General features: G+C 58.2%; 23 protein-coding genes. 3 read left to right on the plus strand and 20 right to left on the minus strand.

The features are described 5' to 3' along the window. The first annotated feature begins 112 nt into the window (after nt 1-112). The 3 genes from ACVCL3_RS10730 (at nt 113) to ACVCL3_RS10740 (ending at nt 2,632) form a co-directional block, all read left to right on the plus strand. Nucleotides 113-778: an alpha/beta hydrolase gene (locus ACVCL3_RS10730; RefSeq protein ID WP_447101262.1), complete on the plus strand. Its 666-nt coding sequence runs from the start codon at nt 113-115 to the stop codon at nt 776-778. Nucleotides 779-875: 97 nt separating this feature from the next. Beyond that, nucleotides 876-1,928, plus strand: coding sequence for a sensor histidine kinase (locus ACVCL3_RS10735; RefSeq protein WP_447101263.1), 1,053 nt, complete (start codon nt 876-878; stop codon nt 1,926-1,928). Next, complete coding sequence (locus ACVCL3_RS10740) at nt 1,928-2,632, plus strand: LytR/AlgR family response regulator transcription factor (protein ID WP_447101264.1); 705 nt, start codon at nt 1,928-1,930, stop codon at nt 2,630-2,632. Before ACVCL3_RS10735 ends, ACVCL3_RS10740 begins: the two co-directional genes overlap by 1 nt. A gap of 195 nt (nt 2,633-2,827) precedes the next feature. Here the strand turns inward: ACVCL3_RS10740 and ACVCL3_RS10745 are convergent, their stop codons facing one another. The 20 genes from ACVCL3_RS10745 to ACVCL3_RS10840 all read right to left on the minus strand — a co-directional run bounded on the left by ACVCL3_RS10745 (nt 2,828) and on the right by ACVCL3_RS10840 (nt 17,956). Continuing rightward, nucleotides 2,828-3,214, minus strand: coding sequence for an ACT domain-containing protein (locus ACVCL3_RS10745; protein ID WP_447101265.1), 387 nt, complete (start codon nt 3,212-3,214; stop codon nt 2,828-2,830). Then, entirely contained in the window at nt 3,211-3,648 is a 438-nt protein-coding gene (locus ACVCL3_RS10750; RefSeq protein ID WP_447101266.1) for a hypothetical protein, read from the minus strand. The genes ACVCL3_RS10745 and ACVCL3_RS10750 overlap by 4 nt, the downstream gene beginning before the upstream one ends. A gap of 90 nt (nt 3,649-3,738) precedes the next feature. Next, the gene (locus ACVCL3_RS10755) at nt 3,739-3,981 is read right to left on the minus strand and encodes a hypothetical protein (protein ID WP_447101267.1); all 243 of its coding nucleotides are present in this window, start codon (nt 3,979-3,981) and stop codon (nt 3,739-3,741) included. Nucleotides 3,982-4,944: 963 nt separating this feature from the next. Then, nucleotides 4,945-5,478, minus strand: coding sequence for a hypothetical protein (locus ACVCL3_RS10760; RefSeq protein ID WP_447101268.1), 534 nt, complete (start codon nt 5,476-5,478; stop codon nt 4,945-4,947). 77 nt (nt 5,479-5,555) lie between these two features. Further along, nucleotides 5,556-5,969: a hypothetical protein gene (locus ACVCL3_RS10765; RefSeq protein WP_447101269.1), complete on the minus strand. Its 414-nt coding sequence runs from the start codon at nt 5,967-5,969 to the stop codon at nt 5,556-5,558. Nucleotides 5,970-6,099: 130 nt separating this feature from the next. After that, on the minus strand, nt 6,100-6,714 hold the full coding sequence (locus ACVCL3_RS10770; protein ID WP_447101270.1) for a hypothetical protein: 615 nt from the start codon (nt 6,712-6,714) through the stop codon (nt 6,100-6,102). A 75-nt stretch (nt 6,715-6,789) separates the two neighbouring features. After that, on the minus strand, nt 6,790-6,981 hold the full coding sequence (locus tag ACVCL3_RS10775; RefSeq protein WP_447101271.1) for a hypothetical protein: 192 nt from the start codon (nt 6,979-6,981) through the stop codon (nt 6,790-6,792). Between the two features lie 779 nt (nt 6,982-7,760). Further along, on the minus strand, nt 7,761-8,306 hold the full coding sequence (locus ACVCL3_RS10780; RefSeq protein ID WP_447101272.1) for a hypothetical protein: 546 nt from the start codon (nt 8,304-8,306) through the stop codon (nt 7,761-7,763). A 392-nt stretch (nt 8,307-8,698) separates the two neighbouring features. Continuing rightward, complete coding sequence (locus tag ACVCL3_RS10785) at nt 8,699-9,055, minus strand: hypothetical protein (RefSeq protein ID WP_447101273.1); 357 nt, start codon at nt 9,053-9,055, stop codon at nt 8,699-8,701. Nucleotides 9,056-9,130: 75 nt separating this feature from the next. Then, on the minus strand, nt 9,131-9,784 hold the full coding sequence (locus ACVCL3_RS10790; RefSeq protein WP_447101274.1) for a hypothetical protein: 654 nt from the start codon (nt 9,782-9,784) through the stop codon (nt 9,131-9,133). Nucleotides 9,785-10,685: 901 nt separating this feature from the next. Then, the gene (locus ACVCL3_RS10795; RefSeq protein WP_447101275.1) at nt 10,686-11,063 is read right to left on the minus strand and encodes a hypothetical protein; all 378 of its coding nucleotides are present in this window, start codon (nt 11,061-11,063) and stop codon (nt 10,686-10,688) included. Nucleotides 11,064-11,124: 61 nt separating this feature from the next. Further along, nucleotides 11,125-11,478: a hypothetical protein gene (locus ACVCL3_RS10800; RefSeq protein WP_447101276.1), complete on the minus strand. Its 354-nt coding sequence runs from the start codon at nt 11,476-11,478 to the stop codon at nt 11,125-11,127. Between the two features lie 508 nt (nt 11,479-11,986). Continuing rightward, complete coding sequence (locus ACVCL3_RS10805) at nt 11,987-12,865, minus strand: phospholipase D family protein (protein ID WP_447107226.1); 879 nt, start codon at nt 12,863-12,865, stop codon at nt 11,987-11,989. 882 nt (nt 12,866-13,747) lie between these two features. Continuing rightward, entirely contained in the window at nt 13,748-13,969 is a 222-nt protein-coding gene (locus ACVCL3_RS10810; protein WP_447101278.1) for a GDCCVxC domain-containing (seleno)protein, read from the minus strand. Then, nucleotides 13,951-14,349: an organomercurial transporter MerC gene (merC, locus tag ACVCL3_RS10815; RefSeq protein WP_332618362.1), complete on the minus strand. Its 399-nt coding sequence runs from the start codon at nt 14,347-14,349 to the stop codon at nt 13,951-13,953. Before merC ends, ACVCL3_RS10810 begins: the two co-directional genes overlap by 19 nt. A 95-nt stretch (nt 14,350-14,444) precedes the next feature. Continuing rightward, on the minus strand, nt 14,445-14,684 hold the full coding sequence (locus ACVCL3_RS10820) for a hypothetical protein (protein ID WP_447101279.1): 240 nt from the start codon (nt 14,682-14,684) through the stop codon (nt 14,445-14,447). Between the two features lie 1,568 nt (nt 14,685-16,252). Then, on the minus strand, nt 16,253-16,684 hold the full coding sequence (locus ACVCL3_RS10825) for a hypothetical protein (protein WP_447101280.1): 432 nt from the start codon (nt 16,682-16,684) through the stop codon (nt 16,253-16,255). A 90-nt stretch (nt 16,685-16,774) separates the two neighbouring features. Then, on the minus strand, nt 16,775-17,062 hold the full coding sequence (locus ACVCL3_RS10830) for a hypothetical protein (protein ID WP_202946749.1): 288 nt from the start codon (nt 17,060-17,062) through the stop codon (nt 16,775-16,777). 127 nt (nt 17,063-17,189) lie between these two features. Beyond that, a complete protein-coding gene (locus ACVCL3_RS10835) occupies nt 17,190-17,519 on the minus strand; it encodes a hypothetical protein (RefSeq protein ID WP_447101281.1) in 330 nt (109 codons plus the stop codon). A gap of 98 nt (nt 17,520-17,617) precedes the next feature. Further along, complete coding sequence (locus tag ACVCL3_RS10840; protein ID WP_447099257.1) at nt 17,618-17,956, minus strand: hypothetical protein; 339 nt, start codon at nt 17,954-17,956, stop codon at nt 17,618-17,620. Nucleotides 17,957-17,978: the final 22 nt, after the last annotated feature.

Below are 17,978 nucleotides of genomic sequence, written 5' to 3' on the forward strand. Positions count from 1 at the left end.
ATTTGGGATTCGCAAAGGCCAGAGCAGGAGCATCGCCCGCCAGCGGGCTCCTACCCGTCAGGGCTGTCATCTGGACTGCTACGATGACGTTCCTCCGCCATCGATCCACCCCATGACCCTCCCCGCCGTCGAACACGAAACCGCCGCCAACCCCACCCACAGCGTCATCTGGCTGCACGGCCTGGGCGCGGACGGGCATGACTTCGCGCCGATCGTGCCGGAGCTGGTCGACCCCGCCTGGCCGGCGTTGCGCTTCGTGTTTCCGCACGCGCCGGTGCGGCCGGTGACGGTCAACAACGGCATGCCGATGCGGGCGTGGTATGACATCGCGGGTTTCGACGCGCGCGCGCCGCAGGACGAGGCCGGCATCCGTGCCTCGATCGCCGCGGTGGAGGCGCTGGTCGCGCGCGAGCACGCGCGCGGCGTGCCCGCCGGGCGGATCGTGCTGGCGGGCTTCTCGCAAGGCGGCGCGATCGCGCTGGCCGCCGGGCTGTGCCACGCGCAGACGCTGGCCGGCATCGTGGCGCTGTCCACCTACCTGCCGATCGCCGAGGTGGTGGCGCGCGAGCGCAGCCCCGCCAATGCCGCCACGCCGATCTTCCAGGCCCACGGCAACGCCGACCCGGTGGTGGTCATGCAACGCGGCATCGATTCGCGCGACCACCTGCAGGCGCTGGGCTGCACGGTGGACTGGCACAGCTACCCGATGGCCCATGCGGTATGCGCCGAGGAAATCGCCGACCTGCGCCACTGGCTGGGCACCCGGCTGACCGCTTGAGGCAGCTCCATGGCGGGAGCGCCTGCCTTGCATCGCGCTGCGTAGGGCGGGCACCGCCCGCCGGCTCTAGTCCGGACGCATGCGGCATACTTGCCGCATGCCCGAATCCACGCCCGCCAGCGACGTCCGCGGCCGCGCCGAACACAGCCCGCTGCCGGACTTCTGCCAGCTGCCGGCGCTGTTCGCACTGTTCGTGGTGGGCGCGCTGACGGTGACCGTGATGTGGCTGGCCCGCGACGATCGCCAGGACTGGCCCGCCTACAGCGTCAGCATGTTCTTCGTCACCTGGCTGGCGATGGTGGTCGCGCTGGCGCTGTGCAAGCTGCGCCACCTGCTGCAGCGCCTGCCCGGACACATGCCGTACGTTGCGGTGTGGCTGCTGATCGTGCTGATCGTGCTGCTCGCCAGCGCCACCGCGCGCTGGCTCGACGGCGCGCTGCAGACCGGCCTGATCGGCAGCCCCATGATCGCCTTCGTGCGCGACAACACCATCATCGCGGCCCTGCTCGGCGCCGCCATGCTGCGCTATTTCTACGTGCTGGCGCAGTGGCAGGCGCGCCTGGCCGCGGTCACCCGCGCGCAGGTGGAGGCTCTGCAGGCGCGCATCCGCCCGCACTTTCTGTTCAACAGCATGAACACCGTGGCCGCGCTGATCCGCGTCGACCCGGCCGCGGCCGAGCGCACGGTGGAGGATCTGTCCGAACTGTTCCGCGCCGCGCTGGGCTCGCCCGATCGCGGCGACGGCACGCTGGGCGAGGAGCTCGAACTGATCGAGCGCTACCTCGCGATCGAGCAGCTGCGGCTCGGCCCTCGCCTGCGCATCCGCCGCGAACTGCACGACCTGCCGGCGGATTTCCCGCTGCCACGCCTGCTGCTGCAGCCACTGGTGGAGAACGCCGTGCGCCACGGCATCCAGCCGCTGCGCGAAGGCGGCGAGGTGATGCTGGGCGGCGCCCGCGACGGTGACGGCATCCGCATCGAGATCCGCAACCCGCTGCCGCCGCAGCCAAGCGTGGCGGGCAACGGCCACGGCCTGCGCAGCGTGCGCCAGCGCGTGGCGTTCCGTTACGGGCCGCGCGCGGTGGTCGAGGCCGCGCCGCAGGGCGGCCACTATGTCGTCTTGCTGCGCCTGCCGAGGGCATCGCCGTGATGCGCGTGCTGATCGTCGACGACGAACCGCTGGCCCGCGCACGCATGGCCGCGCTGCTGGGCGAATGCAGCGACGTGGAGCTGGTGGGCACGCTCGCCGACGGCGAAGCCGCGCTGGCGGCGCTGGACGAACTGCAGCCTGACGTGCTGCTGCTGGACATCAACATGCCCGGCATCGACGGTGTCTCGCTGGCCCGGCGCCTGGCCGGGCGCGCGCGGCCCCAGGTGGTCTTCTGCACCGCCTACGAGGCGCACGCGCTGCAGGCGTTCGACTTGGGCGCGGCGGATTACCTGCTCAAGCCGGTGCGCCTCGAGCGCCTGCGCGACGCGCTGCAGCGCGCGCGGCGGCGTCTCGACGAGACCCCGCGCGAATCAGGCGCCTTCCTGCGCGGCCGCCAGCGCGGCGAGGAGATCCGCGTGGCGCTGGCCGACGTCGTGTGCCTCCTGGCCGAGGAAAAGTACGTGGTCGTGCAGCACGCCGGCGGCGAGCTGCTGATCGAGGAATCGCTGCGCCAGCTGGAGGAAGCCTGGCCCGACCAGCTGATCCGCCTGCATCGCAACTGCCTGGTGCCACGCACGCGCCTGGTCGGACTGCGCAGCCTGCCCGACGGTCGCGTGCTGGCCCGCCTCGACGGCAGCGAACACAGCCCGGAGATCAGCCGCCGCAACCTCGCCGCGGTGCGTCGCTGGCTGCGCCTGGGCTGAGCGTCACCGCACGTGGTGCGTACACCGGGGCACCGCGTTCCAGAAGATAGCCATTCTACCGGCAAGGTCTGATCCTCGGATTGAGGATTCTCTGACCACGTCCTTTGCTCGTCATGCCAGCGAAAGCCGGGATCCGGCGCCTTCAGGCAGTTTCCCAGGCAGCCTTCCTTGAACGGCTGCGGACTGAACAAATTGTCAGGCGGCCACGAAGCGGTGGCCGGCCGCTTGCAGTGCCTGTATGGCAGGCTCGATATTCTCCGACTTGACCAATATGTAGTCCGTGTCGAAAGTGCTGGTTGCAAAGATGCCGATGGAGGCGTTGGCGAGAGGGCCGAGGAATGCAGCCAGGACTCCAGTCTGATCAAAGGCAAATGGGCCATGCACCTTGATCGCACGCCATGGTCGATCCACTTTGGTCAAGTCGTTTGCAATGCTCTCCGAGCAGACGATCGAAAGCTCCTCATCCGTCCGGGTGATTGACATGAAGTCGCGTGAAGTCAGGACGGCGTTCGGCACCTCAGCGCCCGGCTCCAGCCTGGCGACTGCGAAGCGTTGGGGAAGTACGGAGAAAGATAGAGTCATGTCTTGTGGCCTGACGCTTGAACTCGGCGACGCGCGCCGCGCGTGCGCGTGGACGAAAGGTGAGAACCCGACTCGGGGCCCGTGATGGAGCCCAGCAGCACCAGGATGCCTGCGAGGCTGACAAACCAGATCGGCGTGGCCCAGTAGATGCGTGCGGGCAGGATAGCGAACGCGAGAAAAGTGGCTGCCGCTCCCACGGCCAGACAACCAACCAGGAGTCGTTGGCGCCCACGTGACAGCAGGAAGAAACGTGGGCCGAGAAAAATGCGAGTCGATGCCCCCAGCAGTCCAGCCAGACCACTGAAGCCGAGCAAGAAAGATACCGGAGGGCCCAGGAGTGCCAGCAGCGACAGCGGTGCAAGCATGAGCCAGGCGAACAGCAGAACCGCCACGAAGCAGCCATGGGAGATTCCGCGATCTACCAGGTTGGCCATTTTGCTGAGCATTGGTGTCTGACGCTGGAGTTGAGCGGCAGCGGAGCCGTCCGCCTGAATGAAATGTTAGGGCTCACGGCGCGCGAACCCTCAGACCTTATAACGGGCATTGCCGACCCACTGGATTTCGCCGGTTCCCTTGCGGTACTGCAGGACGTTGCGGACGTTGCGCTTCCACTTTGGGATGTCAGACGAGGGCGACTGTGGGAGATGATCTTCATGGTCGAGCTCGACGCTGGAAGAGACTAGCGCGTAAATATCATCCAGGCTGGTCCACTTGCCGCGCGGCAAGCCGGAGCGGATGCAGCTCCACATTTCCGGAAGGCGAGTCATCCACGGTCTCCCCAAGTGGGCCCTAACGAGGTTGTAGAAAAAGTCCTTGGTCAAGAAATTTGCCGATTTCCGGGGGTACTTCGACCCCTCCCAAGGTGCTGCGCGTCGATTCTAGCGCCTCCTGTGAGGGCGATTTTCGGCGCCGCCGCGATCAACTTGGCAAACCGAATTTTTCTACAACCTCAACGCCTGAATTAAGCCGCGCCGCGAAGCGGTGTCGGCTTGAATGAATTGTTAGGCCTCATCTTCCTCATCTCCGTCTGGATAGAAGACATGGCCTTCATTCTTGAAGAATATGTTCTTGTACCACGGTGAACGCCAGACCTCTTCGACAAGGATTGTTGGAGCGGCTCCGTTATTCCATGCTCCATACGGCCCAGTAGTCCAGGCTGCGGTGAGCATGGAGCGTACTTTCTCAACTGCCTCCACGGGCGACTGCGCGCGTACTGCGCGAGTTGTGAAGAACCCGACTGCAATCGTGTCGTCCATTGGGACGGAAATGTCCTTACCTTCGACACGCACACGGAAATATGGCATGAGGCCTAACGCTGGAATTAAGCGGCGGCGAAGCCGTCCGCTTGAATGACTGGTTAGGTGCCGCGCGGCACCAGTGGGACGAGAAACGCATGAATTGCGAACATGCATGCAGCACCGACAAATAATGAAGTGGCGGTAAGCCACCAGCCCTGAGACACGACGAGCCCTGCAAGGACGATGCTAAACAGAAACGGGGTTACAGCAAGCATGGCTGCCGGATGTACAGAGACTGGCTTGTGGCAAGACCGGCAAGAAGCCGTAAGGATGGGTCCCAAACACGACTTCCGGAGCTGGGACATAGCTTGCTTGTGACAGTAGGGACACTCGACCATGTTTGTCTTGACACCTAACGCCCGAAATCAGCGGCGCGAACCCGCGCAGCGGGTTTGCGTCCGCTGGATTGAGTTGTTAGCAGGAAGATATGCCTCACTGTGCCAGCGCCTCAAGCTCCGCACCCAGCGCTGCAGCCGACTGGATGTATGACACGACTGCTGATGGATCTGGCGAAAACTCGGGGTAGTGCACTGCCCAATTGCGAAGATTCTCCAGCTCTTCCAGGAGCTGGAGGTGCTCCGGTTTGAGCAGGCCAGACTGTTTGAGCCCCTTAAACGCACCACGAGCATACCGATGCGCGGTTGGTTGAGTAAGCCCACGACGCATCGCTACGTCTATGACCTGATCTTCGAGCCGCAGCCAAGCCTCAAGGACAGCAAGCCGTGGACTGATTGTGGCGCGCTCGACTGCCGCGGACGACGTTGAAACCCTAGGAAGCTCCGGGGCAGACGCTTCGATTGCTCTCACCCCCCGCTCAAACTCGACCTCCGCAGGGCCAAACTTGCCACGCTTGATCGTAGCCAACAGCCCAATTAACTGCTTGCGAAATATCAGTGCAATGACGACGATCGCAACCGGCCACGCCAGTGCCTTCACTATTCCAACGGTAAAGGTGAGACCGTCCATTCTTTCTTCCTGCTAACGCTTGAGTTAAGCGGCGAGCGGTTTTTCGCGCGTCCGCTTGAATGATGGGTTAGGCCGGCTCAGTGGCAGGTCGTGTTGCCGTAAGTGTCTGTGTAGCACCGAGTAGTATTGCCATTGTTGTCGCGATAAGTGCTGTTGCCGTAGGCATCAGTGTAGCCGCGGACCGTATTGCCATTGTTGTCACGATAGGTGCTATTGCCGTAGGCGTCTGAATAGCCGCGGATAGTATTTCCGCTGTTGTCGCGGTAGGTGCTATTGCCGTAGTTGTCGGAGTAGCCGCGAATTGTATTGCCGTTATTGTCGTGATAGGTGCTATTGCCGTAAGTGTCGGTGTAACCGCGGACTGTGTTACCAGAACTGTCGCGGCAGGTGGTGTTGCCATAAGTGTCTGTGTAGCAGCTACTTTGTGCGTATGCACCAAAAGAAGTTGCGGCTAGCACGAGTGATGCAACCATTGCCCTGAACATATTCACGCCCCCCTGTGGTGTTTGTTGACGGCCTAACGCCTAAGTTAAGCCGAGACGCGTAGTGGAGCGAAGCACATGGCAAGCTGTACCTGCCATGTGCTTTGCGTAACGAAGCGGCTTCGGCTTGAACGCATTGTTAGGGCCCACCGCGATCATGCGTGGGTAGAGATGTGATTAGCGTGTAACTGATTCCGCGCTCTTGGAAAGACACCTGCATCCAGTGGGTAAGCTTCAACACGAGCACGATAAGGATGATAAGGAACTTCTTGCCGTTATCACACTCCGGCCAGGCGTAGTTCATCTGATCTCGTACACCGTTCTGATCAAGGCCTGAGCTTTCAATCTTAAAAGTCGTGCAGCTGACCATTTTCAGATTTGGGACAGCAGCGTCCACTACGCCGGCTAGGGAGCTGACAAGTTGGCCATCCGCTTGGTACTTCCTGCGGTGTGAATACTTGTTTCGGATGTCGTTGTACTTGTCCAGAGCCTTGTACAGGTCGTGAGCGAGCCCCAAGTTGCGGGCGATACTCAGCTTGGTCTTGAAGCTCACGAATCCGCCGGCGAACAAGTCTTCAGTGCCGGTCAGCCTAGACGCCCAGATATTGAGAAACTCTTCAAGGATCAGGTGAGCCTTGAGCACTACCGCTGCTTCGTCTCGAGAGTTGAGCATGGCCAAGTAGTCTTCGCCGTCCAAGACGTTGGCGAAGTCTCCGCCTACTGCCAATGTTCCGTGTCCCGGTGAATCTGTCATGGGCCCTAACGCTAGAGTTAAGCGGCGGCGAAGCCGTCCGCCTTGAACGAACTGTTAGGCGGCCGCGCGGCGGATTTAGTAGTGCACATTGAGGCTAACTGGATCAATGCCGTTCCTCTGGAGCAGCGCAATAAGCATGTCTAACTGACGATCACTTTGCTGCTGGATACGGGCGAGCTTACCTTCAAGTCTCGACAGTGCACCCACCAGAACGCACACCGCGGCTACCAGCCCGCCGATAACTCCCCACATTTGCATTTCAGTCATCGTTGCAGCCCCCTCTGCGGCCTAACGCTTGAGCTCAGCCGCCGACAGCCCGCGTAGCGGGATGGCGGTCGGCTGCAGCGAAATGTTATGCCCCAACACGATGATGCTAAGCATGTGACCACCCCAATGCTGCCTCAATGCGGCGACGGTACGCAGTGTCTACTTGAGACGGTGTACGACGAATGTACTGCTCCGCGAGATCGCGAGCTGGCCCGGTAAGCCCTGCAAGGTATGAAACGGCCTGCTCGATGGTTGGGGCAGTGTTACTTGTGCCCGCGAATTTTGGCGGTAGTGCGGTCCAAACCACGGACTTGATACCTCTCGCCGCTGCCCAAGGCTCAAGGTCTAGAACGTGGGATGGATTTGCATCGCCTAGCGACCATGACCCAATAGATGCTTCTATATTTTTAGAAGGAATGCCTTCGCGCTTGCACAATTCTTCGCGTGCTTGAGCAAGGTCAGAGCCAGTAAACGTAGCCCAAAGTGAACGGACTGGCTCTACGTCTTGCGCCAGGACGAGGGTAAGACGCCCATTGTTGGACTGCCGAAGAAACTCGGCACGGACAAATGGGCCATCGGTGTGCCATTGACGATGGATGGGAAGGGCGCCTGGATCCCAAACGAGAGACCCCCACCCAAGAAATGCAATCATCCGCGTAACCTTTTCATTGGGGCATAACGCCTAAGTTAAGCCGAACCGCGTAGTGGAGGCAAAGGCATGGCAAGCTTTTCCTGCCATGCCTTTGCCGTAACGAAGCGGTTTCGGCTTGAACGCATTGTTAGGCAACATGCACCTCAATCTCAGAGATCGCTGCTTGTACTGTCTCTACGAGCATTATTTGCGTGCCCGTTGCCTCTAGTTGATCCAAGTAGTCGCGCGCACCTTGCAAGGTGTGTCGCTCGCCGGGACGCTCCGCCAGTACGCTGTCAAATATCTCCCTAAGCCTCTCAGGAATCAGGAAGAACTGCTCAGAGAACTCGGGCCTGCAGCCAACTCCGACAGAGACGATGCGTGAGATTGGCCTGGCGAACTTTCCTTTCACCCCCGAAAGTACGCTGTGATGCGTTGTGATGTTGCGGAGCGCCTTGAAGAAGAGGAAAGAGTTGAGGCCGCGCAAGGTTTTGCGAGTTTTCTCATCCACCATCTCTTCAACTGAGATGAGGCAGAACAACAAAGAGTCGAAGTAGACCGTAAGCAGAAATAGGCCATGGTTCGGCTCGGCGTTACGGGCGGACTTGAATTGCTCAAACAGGTACTTTGCTTCGGTTAGTCGAAGCAATGGGGCGCTCATCTCGGCAAATTGACCCGCCGCAATCTTGCTCATGTTGCCTAACGCTGGAATTGAGCGGCGGCGAAGCCGTCCGCCTCGAATGAAATGTTAGATTGCGTGCCTAGTTTCGCTTACCTAGCGAAGGGAGACCGCCGGAAATTGTGTAGATGCTTCTCCTGCGCTTGCCGCCGTGAGCTGCTCGAATTTGCTTGCGTTCTTCGGGTGGCAACACTCTGCATTGGAGGCACATGCGCTCGTGCGGAAACATACGTTTTTTCTTGCCGCACACGAGGCATCGGCGTGTAGATTTACCGTCGTTCGTGTGCGTGCCACCTGACACTGCCTGCTTCGCAAATTGAGGTCGTTTGTCTGGCTTGCGCATACGCTCCCCGACGATCTAACGCTGGAGTTAAGCGGCGGCGCAGCCGTCCGCCTTGAACGATTTGTTAGAGCGACTTGGCGCTGCGCTTAACGGCGACCACAGCTGCACTAGTACCTAAAAACGTGCTGACAAAACCCAAAAACCAGTACATGCAATAGAGCAACCAGTAACGCAATGGCCCGGTGGCCAGATGCGCATCGCTACTACCACAGCGCGCTGAGCTACAAGCAAACGTACCCGTCAGATCAGCGTTGTACAGCAAATAGAAAGAGTAGAGCGCCAAGGGACCGAAAACAAAGATGCATGCTACAAAACGCAAGCGGCCTACCGATGCTGACAGAGGCTCCGCTTTAACCGCATAACGCCAAGTTGCAAGAAGAGCTGCCAAGACGGCTATTGTGATAGTTGTGATTGCCAACATGCTCTCTGGTCGCTCTAACGCTTGAGTTAAGCGGCGGCGTAGCCGTCCGCCTTGAACGAGATGTTAGACGACACCCTAGGGATTTCGCCTGCTTGATCCGTGATATAGATGCATCAGTGGTTCACCTTGTTCACTCGGGCGCTGAAACAGAACAAAAATGCCGTCCATACCTTGGTAGTCCGACGAAATACCCATGAGCTTCCAGCCGTCGGACTCCCAGTGCGTTACCACATCACCGATGGCTTTTCCTGCCTCGCCTAGTCCACGTTCATAAATGGTGTTAACCAAGTACTGCATCGAACGAGATTGTGTAGCATCCTCGGATGCAACAAGCCGATCAATCTTGGCTCCTTCGCGCGACAGAAGCTCGCCTAGTTCGTGAACACGTGCGTTGATGTTGTTTACCGTTTCATTTAAGTCACGGCCCGCTAGACGCGCATTGTCCCCAAATGTAGCCGCCGAAGCATCAAGGTGAGAATCGCTCGACTCTTTTTTATTCGATCTATCGTTCGCACCGAAAAGGTAGCCTGCTATTGCAGCAAGAATACCCATGGCCGCGTTCAAGTTGTCCGTTTTTGCGACAGCTAAAAGTGCCGCTATAACCGCTATTAGGACAAGACCGACCGCCCTTAAGTTTAATGGCCCAAAACCACCTTTCATTCGCCAGAAGACACCAACAAGCGTTCCAGTACCGATGATTGCAATGATCCACAGCGCCTGATAATCCATACGAGCGACCCTCCGTTTGTTGTGCCGTCTAACGCTTGAATTAAGCGGCGGCGTAGCCGTCCGCTTGAATGAGAAGTTAGACGGTTGCGACGAGGTGCGCTTGGGCGAGGCCGCGGGCCAGGACAAGCGAAGAACGATGAGCAACCGACCCCCACAAACTACCAGCTCTGAAAGCTGAGGACTTGCCGCGACGCCGCGCGAAATGCTGCTGCGCCGACGGACGACAAGCCAGCGCGAAGCTGGGCGAAACACACCACTCGAAGAACCAACACGAGCTACCGACTAACGCTTGAGTTAAGCGGCGCGCGGCTTTTCGCGCGTCCGCTTGGACGAGATGTTAGACGGTTGCGACGCTGCATGCTCGGGCGACAACGACTGCCACGACGAACGCACAGCTTGAGCAACCGACTACCCCAAAGCTGCCAGCTCTGAATGCCCAGGCTTGGGACGATGCCGCGCGAAAACTTGCTGCGGCGACGGACGACAAGCCAGCGCGAGGCTGGGCGAAACACATGCAACGAAGAACCCACACGAGCTACCGACTAACGCTGGAGTTAAGCGGCGGCGAAGCCGTCCGTCTTGAACGAATTGTTAGACGTTGCGGCGACGACCGATGAGGAACCTGAAGAGCAGCATACATATGACAACGATGGTGAGAACGACGCAAGCACCAAAAGACAGGGCAAAAAGCCATATGCCACCGGAGAGAATGTTTGCGACGGTGCCCCAGCCCATGTGATTTGCCCACGCCGACGATGCTATGCAAATAGCGGCACCAAGCCAAAGCCAAAGAGCGACACGCTTGGTTTTGAATAGGATTGTCGGAATCAAGATGGTCGTGCTCTTGAACGTCTAACGCTGGAGTTAAGCGGCGGCGAAGCCGTCCGCCTTGAACGACTGGTTAGGTGCCCAACGCAGAACGTTTACGGCGCAGAACCAGAACAACACGTGCGAGCAACATTACAGCAAATGCGATAGCAGCCACCTGGACAAGCGCTGGATGACTGGCAGACGAGTTGGACTGGAATGCGAGCCAAAGCATGCCGAACGCGAGAACGAACATGGCAAGAACAAGCAAGGACTTGGCGACGCGAGAAGAGAAGGGAAATGCCAGAAGTGGCGCTGCTATCAGCAAAAACCCAACACCAGCAACATAACCTGCGACTTGATCGGTTTTGACCGCGCCCGATGCCGCTATGAAGACCCAAGCTACCCCGAGTAAGGCGATGCATGCGCCTACAAGGAAGGTGAGAACCTTTGTCAAAGTGCGGAATTTCACCGTGGGCACCTAACACCTGAATTAAGCCGACCCGCGAAGCGGGTTCGGCTTGAATGAATTGTTAGGCGGCATCTTTGTACTTAACCGTCATCTTTACGGTGCCCGATTTGCCGAGCGTGAATTTAACTGGATTGCCCTCAAAGTCAGCCTTGAAATGTGCGCCAGCTTCTTGACTCAGTGTGATGTCAATTTCAGATGCGTTGTTCTCTGCGCCGGCTCGAATGATGTCTGCGGCTGCTTTTGCCTGTGCGGCAACCACGTCCTCAGAGGACTCAAAGACTCTGTCATAAGCGATCTTTGCGAGCAGCCCAATGGGGCCGCCTAGTGCGAAAAATGGATAGTGCTTTGCCAGTAGCACAGCAGCATTCTTAGCACCCTCCGCAGTAGTGAGGTCGTAGCTTTCTTTCTTGGACATGAAACCCCCTGTATGGCTGGAATGCCGCCTAACGCTTGAGTTGAGCGGCGGCGTAGCCGTCCGCCTCGAACGAGTGGTTAGAACACATTGTGCGACAACATCCATGCCGCGAATGCTAAGAGTGCGATGGTGCAGACGAGATAGAAGCTATTTCGCGCCCTCACCGACGTTGGCGACTGATGCTGGATGGGAGCAAGTACCCACAAGCCAACCTGAAAGGCAACAGCTGCTGCAATGCAGCTGAGACTTGTAAATACGCTGCTTCCCCGGACGAGCAAAACAATGGCTGCGAAAGACAGAATGATCTGCGCGGCCAAAGCAACGCGTTGCCACGTACGAGCGAACTCCATGGGATGCCCGCAGCTCGCGCACACTTGGGGTTCACCGAAGAACGCAAGGCTTAGGCGCGAGGTTTTGCCAACTATTGAGCATGTGCTTGCAGTGTTGGTCGGCATGAGTTCTAACGCTGGAGTTAAGCGGCGGCGAAGCCGTCCGCTTGGACGAACTGTTAGGCCATACTCTGAATGTACTGGCCGGCCCAGTAGCGAACAGCGGGCGGGACATCTGTGTGGCTAGAGAGGACTTGTACGAAACGGTGAACTTTCTCGATCGTTTTCGCGTGCTTTGCCCGCGCCAAGACATCTGAAGGAGTCTTAAAGTATTCGCAGTGCTCGATCCGTGTGCGAATGCTATTGCCAGCGGTTGTCCACACCAAACTCGCTGCATATGCAGGATTCCAGACACTCCGTTTCGTCTCAGCCTCGATCTCTCCAAAATAGATCAGCTCAATTGCCCTAGCCGCCATGCGAATTTTATTGCCCCCGGTAATTTGCGGTTTGAAGAGATCTGCTTCCAGAAGCACTGGAACGGGTTCAGGGATCTGGGGCTGGTGGTCAAGCGAAGGCTCGGAAAAGTTGGGTCGCGTGCGGTTGGTCCACATCAATTCCGCGAAAGCTAGATCGCCGTCCGAAATTTCGGCGGAGGTCCTCCAATAGTGGTCAAACCAGCGGTCTACATCCGCTCCGTCAATCACGGCCGCCGCCTCCAGCCATCCTTCGACCTCTGACCCTTCGAACCCAAGGCCGTTGGCCGAAAAATTTGCGGAGCCAACAATCGCTCGCTTGTCAGCCAGAATGACTTTCGCGTGAAGTTGGGTCAAATGACGGATTCGGACATTTGGCATGGTACGTAGATCTCGGATTACAGCTGGGTTTGTTCCGCCGGTCGTTAGGTTGCAGATCACCTCGTATTGCCTCGATGGATGAAAAACCGCTTGGGCACCATTCCCCCAAAATGCAACCGCAATGCGTATAGGCTTGTGTTTAGGTTGAGAGTCCGTGAGTGCGCGGATCTGGCTGAGCACGGATTCTTTAGAATCTAGGAACATCGCAATACTCCCCTGTGCGGCCTAACGCCTGAGTTAAGCGGCGGCCCGAATGGGCCGTCCGCTTGGACGAATAGTTAGACACCAACCCAAGTGACATGGCCAGTACGGTCCACGAGGACAGTGACCCAGTTATTCCCTGTGCCCACGGGCGCTTTCTGGTCGGAGACTTCCAAAAGCACAGTGGTCCTTTCACCGTCGCAGCCACCACGCGCTTGACTGATGCTCTTGCCCTGCAGCGCCGCTACCACCCTCTGTTGTGACTGAATGTATTGACCGTTGACCCACATGGTGAGACCAGAATGTCCCGCATGGCCGGAGTCTTCAGCGTAGCTAACCTGACCGCTAGCGCCAGATGGGCAGGTAAAGGAGTAGCTGTGTTGCGCGTGGCTGGGCGGCTGCGGGCCTGAGGCTTGCGCGGTGGCACTTGCGGCGATGATTGCGGCGAAGACAGTTCTATTCAACAAGTTCATTGCAACTCCCCCTTGGTGGCTAACGCCTGAATTAAGCCGCGCCGCGAAGCGGTGTCGGCTTGAATGAAATGTTAGACCTTACTCTGCCACTTGGCACGCTGTTGCTCGCGGAACTGGCGCGCCGCCTCGGTGCCACCTGCTGAGTACGCCGATTTCTCAGCCTTGTCACAAGCTCTGCAATACGACCGATTGTCTTTGTTGCCGTAGCTGAACTCTTGCGCGGGATAGGTCCTGCCACAAATGGAACAAGCCTTCTGGAATGTTTTGGCCATATAGAAGTCCATGTGCAACGTCATCTGCTGTGAGGTCTAACGCCTAAGTTAAGCCGAATTGCAGCGCGTAGCTGGCAACATGGCAAGCTCTTTCTGCCATGTTGACGGCGTAGCGATGCAATTTCGGCTTGAACGCAATGTTAGGTGCCGCCGGTGCAACAGGAACCCCCCTGCTGGATGGGCGGACACTTGACGGTGCCATAAGAACAGTACACGCAGCAATCACCCGGCAGGGGCTTGAGCACGGCATGGCAAGCTGTGCACTCATAAAACCACTGGCACGCATTGGTGGGCATGGTTTCGCATGCACTGGCACCACACTCTGGGCAAGTGATGATCGATTCTAGTTTGGGGGCGGACATTGGGCAGCTCGGGCGGGGCGCAAAAGATCCAGGACCGACATGACGAGCATGAGGGCAATGCCCGCGTAGAACAGGTAAATGCTCCAGTCGTAGCTCCAGAAGAGAAGCAACGCTGATAGAACGGCGAGCGGTCCAAGAACTGAGAGCAGGCCGCGTGCGAAGCGCCGGTGCCGATACCATGCCCATGCGTTCACTATGAGCGCCAGCAATGCCAGAGCAGGGAGCAACTTTCTGAACAAGAAGCCCTCGTATTGCCCTAGAAAACCAAGACCGAGTGCGACACCAAGCGAGCCAAGTGCTGGAAAGCAGCCGGCACAGGACATGGCAGCAACGAGTGACCCCAAGCTGCTTGTTTTATCCAGTACGCGTGTGACACTCATGCTCTTTCCTTGCATTTAGCGGAATTGTTTCTGCGGCACCTAACGCTGGAGTTAAGCGGCGCGCGGCTTTTTCGCGCGTCCGCTTGGACGACGGGTTAGGCCGCTGCGCTGCGGGACGGAGCGTACGAGCTGTTGCCGGAAATGACGCGATGAACGCGATAGAGACCGCGTACACCAAGACCGAAAAGAACCAAGCCGGCGATGGCGAGCGCCTCAACGAATAGCGTGGGATTGCTGAGCGTGAGTGGGCGCGGGAAAAGTCCAAGCGAGATGGCGCTGAACGTAAGCAACACCGTACCCACGACTAAAAGCAACGCAGATTCGAAGACCTTCATGAGCAACTCCCCTTTGCAATTGAAAGAAATGCAGCGATTACGACGATACCGTTTTGAGCGGCCTAACGCTGGAGTTAAGCGGCGGCGAAGCCGTCCGCCTTGAACGAGATGTTAGGCTGCTGCTGAGCGACGACGCCACGCAACCCATAAGAAGCCAGCCACGAGGCTTGCAGCAACACCCGCCCCCGCGCCGAGTAAAAGGCCGCCATGCAATGCCCAGGCCGCAGCGCCGCCAAGAAGTATTCCGGGCGCAACGAGCCTACCGATAAGTCGTTGCTCGACCCGCCTAGCTGCAAGCCAGTGCGGTGACCGAAGAGTCTTTTCATTTGCCCACAAGTCTTGGGGCAGAACAGCATTTGCACGGGCGATGAGTACCGACTTGTCCATTTGCCTTAACCTCCAATAGCAGCAGCCTAACGCTTGAGTTAAGCGGCGCGCGGCTTTTCGCGCGTCCGCTTGGACGAGATGTTAGACGGTTGCGACGCTGCATGCTCGGGCGACAACGACTGCCACGACGAACGCACAGCTTGAGCAACCGACTACCCCAAAGCTGCCAGCTCTGAATGCCCAGGCTTGGGACGATGCCGCGCGAAAACTTGCTGCGGCGACGGACGACAAGCCAGCGCGAGGCTGGGCGAAACACATGCAACGAAGAACCCACACGAGCTACCGACTAACGCTGGAATTGAGCGGCGGCGAAGCCGTCCGCCTCGAATGAAATGTTAGATTGCGTGCCTAGTTTCGCTTACCTAGCGAAGGGAGACCGCCGGAAATTGTGTAGATGCTTCTCCTGCGCTTGCCGCCGTGAGCTGCTCGAATTTGCTTGCGTTCTTCGGGTGGCAACACTCTGCATTGGAGGCACATGCGCTCGTGCGGAAACATACGTTTTTTCTTGCCGCACACGAGGCATCGGCGTGTAGATTTACCGTCGTTCGTGTGCGTGCCACCTGACACTGCCTGCTTCGCAAATTGAGGTCGTTTGTCTGGCTTGCGCATACGCTCCCCGACGATCTAACGCTGGAGTTAAGCGGCGGCGAAGCCGTCCGCCTTGAACGAGATGTTAGGCTGCTGCTGAGCGACGACGCCACGCAACCCATAAGAAGCCAGCCACGAGGCTTGCAGCAACACCCGCCCCCGCGCCGAGTAAAAGGCCGCCATGCAATGCCCAGGCCGCAGCGCCGCCAAGAAGTATTCCGGGCGCAACGAGCCTACCGATAAGTCGTTGCTCGACCCGCCTAGCTGCAAGCCAGTGCGGTGACCGAAGAGTCTTTTCATTTGCCCACAAGTCTTGGGGCAGAACAGCATTTGCACGGGCGATGAGTACCGACTTGTCCATTTGCCTTAACCTCCAATAGCAGCAGCCTAACGCTTGAGTTAAGCGGCGGCGAAGCCGTCCGCCTTGAACGAGTAGTTATACGCTTAACTTTACGTGCGGGTGAGCACCCCAACCAGCATTGTGAGCGCTAGGCAGGCAACGGTGACGAACCCGTACGCCTGCTTGACGCGACCCGGACGTTCCGATGGCGGTGGTGCCGACTGATACAGAAGGACAAGGAATGCGACGGATATTAGTAGGCAGTAGATGACGATTCTCTAAGCACAGACTCGCGAAGGAGAAGGGCGATTGTGGGAATGAAAAAGAAAAGCGGCTGAAACGGACTGCCCACACTGCCACCGGTGCTGTACACAAGCCGGGTTACCACGATGATGTCCAAGACGAACACAATGAGAAGGGCACGCCCATCACTGAGTCCAGAGAATGACGTGCCATGGAAGAGAGGAGACCAAACGGATGACATGGTCGCGGTGAAGACCAAAGCACCCGCAGTGACCAATAGGAGTACTAGAAGCTCCCACCACACGGCGCGATACACGCGCTCGCCTTTCCACCACGCATTGCGCGTTGATGCGCCGCTGAGAATGCCGCCACCCACGAACAGGATGGCAACCATTAATATCTGAGACAGCAGTGCTCCAGAAACAATAGTTGCCGGGTTCACCGAACTTCCCCCTGTTGGTATAACGCTGGAGTTAAGCGGCGGCGAAGCCGTCCGCCTTGAACGAGATGTTAGACGTGCCCCGCACGTTGCTTACTTTGTAACGCACCGGAAGGTGATGTCTACCCTGGGGAAATTGCCCAACAAGTATGGCGGGCTTGATTGATCGGTGTTGGTGACCTCAACAGACTTGCCGGTCTTGCTACATTGCGAATAGGCGTCACGCATGGCGTCGCCGCGCAAGCTGCCCAAGCCAGTGAAACCAGTTGCTGCTTGCTTGGAGATGAAGTACGTGTCGTTGCCCATCTGGACGACGCCAGAGTTGGATGCGCATGCGCTAAGGACAACGGCGACGAGTGCGATGACTATGGCGGTTTTCACTATGCATCCCCTGTAGCTTCCAAGAACGTCTAACGCTTGAGTTAAGCGGCGGCGTAGCCGTCCGCCTTGAACGAATTGTTAGCCGATTGCGGTGGGTGCCTAGATGAACATGAGCACCCGCGATACTTCAATGCGTGACCGCCCACACAGAAGTGGCTAACGCGAGCAACGAGATAACGAATGAGGAAAATAAAAGCACCTTGAACGTCGCTACTTGTTTCTGAAGATTGGTAGCAGCAGCCTCAATCCCTTGAATCGTTTGTTGCAGCCTCTCCGCCAAACCCTGCGTTGACTCGGCGTTCTTTGTCGCGGCAGATTGCAGCTCCTCAATCTGCTTTGCGACCACAGGGTCGATTTTGCTTGCCTCTGGCTTTGATGTGAACGCCGGGATTGCCGTTGTGACAATTTGAGTGACGTACGGGAGCGACGCCTTAAGAACGGTGAACCATGCTGCCATTTCAGATCCCCTGTAGCTGATTGATGAAGGCTAACGCTGGAATTGAGCGGCGGCGCAGCCGTCCGCCTCGAATGACTGGTTAGGCCCTACCTTACAGCCTATTTGTTGAGGCTTATAGCAAGGCCGGAAAACAACAACACCATGAAGCACGAAAGGCCAAGCAGCAGTCTTTTGCGTGCGAGTCGGTACGAAGAAAGCACAAGAGGGTTCAATGCTTCAACTGAAACTTTGCCAGACTGGATGGCTTGGAAGGCCCGATAGTTACCGTTGACAGGAGACAGCGAAGGACGACCTGTCGCGAGCAATTTCTCGTAGAGGCCAGGATGAAATTGCCTGAACTCCTTTCCGAAGCGATGAAGCGAAATGAAGTACATCGCATACAACGGCAGAATGACCGCCAAAGCGAGCAAAAAAATTGCTGGGACTATAAGGCTCATTTGCACATGCAGGCCTAACACC

This window comes from Rhodanobacter sp. UC4437_H4 (genome assembly GCF_052978425.1).

What these genes read in the sequence shown, in the direction of transcription:
- ACVCL3_RS10730 (WP_447101262.1), top strand. Translation starts at nt 113, where the DNA reads ATGACCCTCCCCGCCGTCGAACACGAAACCGCCGCCAACCCCACCCAC.
- ACVCL3_RS10735 (WP_447101263.1), top strand. Translation starts at nt 876, where the DNA reads ATGCCCGAATCCACGCCCGCCAGCGACGTCCGCGGCCGCGCCGAACAC.
- ACVCL3_RS10740 (WP_447101264.1), top strand. Translation starts at nt 1,928, where the DNA reads ATGCGCGTGCTGATCGTCGACGACGAACCGCTGGCCCGCGCACGCATG.
- ACVCL3_RS10745 (WP_447101265.1), bottom strand. Translation starts at nt 3,214, where the DNA reads ATGACTCTATCTTTCTCCGTACTTCCCCAACGCTTCGCAGTCGCCAGG.
- ACVCL3_RS10750 (WP_447101266.1), bottom strand. Translation starts at nt 3,648, where the DNA reads ATGGCCAACCTGGTAGATCGCGGAATCTCCCATGGCTGCTTCGTGGCG.
- ACVCL3_RS10755 (WP_447101267.1), bottom strand. Translation starts at nt 3,981, where the DNA reads ATGACTCGCCTTCCGGAAATGTGGAGCTGCATCCGCTCCGGCTTGCCG.
- ACVCL3_RS10760 (WP_447101268.1), bottom strand. Translation starts at nt 5,478, where the DNA reads ATGGACGGTCTCACCTTTACCGTTGGAATAGTGAAGGCACTGGCGTGG.
- ACVCL3_RS10770 (WP_447101270.1), bottom strand. Translation starts at nt 6,714, where the DNA reads ATGACAGATTCACCGGGACACGGAACATTGGCAGTAGGCGGAGACTTC.
- ACVCL3_RS10775 (WP_447101271.1), bottom strand. Translation starts at nt 6,981, where the DNA reads ATGACTGAAATGCAAATGTGGGGAGTTATCGGCGGGCTGGTAGCCGCG.
- ACVCL3_RS10780 (WP_447101272.1), bottom strand. Translation starts at nt 8,306, where the DNA reads ATGAGCAAGATTGCGGCGGGTCAATTTGCCGAGATGAGCGCCCCATTG.
- ACVCL3_RS10785 (WP_447101273.1), bottom strand. Translation starts at nt 9,055, where the DNA reads ATGTTGGCAATCACAACTATCACAATAGCCGTCTTGGCAGCTCTTCTT.
- ACVCL3_RS10790 (WP_447101274.1), bottom strand. Translation starts at nt 9,784, where the DNA reads ATGGATTATCAGGCGCTGTGGATCATTGCAATCATCGGTACTGGAACG.
- ACVCL3_RS10800 (WP_447101276.1), bottom strand. Translation starts at nt 11,478, where the DNA reads ATGTCCAAGAAAGAAAGCTACGACCTCACTACTGCGGAGGGTGCTAAG.
- ACVCL3_RS10805 (WP_447107226.1), bottom strand. Translation starts at nt 12,865, where the DNA reads ATGTTCCTAGATTCTAAAGAATCCGTGCTCAGCCAGATCCGCGCACTC.
- ACVCL3_RS10810 (WP_447101278.1), bottom strand. Translation starts at nt 13,969, where the DNA reads ATGTCCGCCCCCAAACTAGAATCGATCATCACTTGCCCAGAGTGTGGT.
- merC (WP_332618362.1), bottom strand. Translation starts at nt 14,349, where the DNA reads ATGAGTGTCACACGCGTACTGGATAAAACAAGCAGCTTGGGGTCACTC.
- ACVCL3_RS10820 (WP_447101279.1), bottom strand. Translation starts at nt 14,684, where the DNA reads ATGAAGGTCTTCGAATCTGCGTTGCTTTTAGTCGTGGGTACGGTGTTG.
- ACVCL3_RS10835 (WP_447101281.1), bottom strand. Translation starts at nt 17,519, where the DNA reads ATGGCAGCATGGTTCACCGTTCTTAAGGCGTCGCTCCCGTACGTCACT.
- ACVCL3_RS10840 (WP_447099257.1), bottom strand. Translation starts at nt 17,956, where the DNA reads ATGAGCCTTATAGTCCCAGCAATTTTTTTGCTCGCTTTGGCGGTCATT.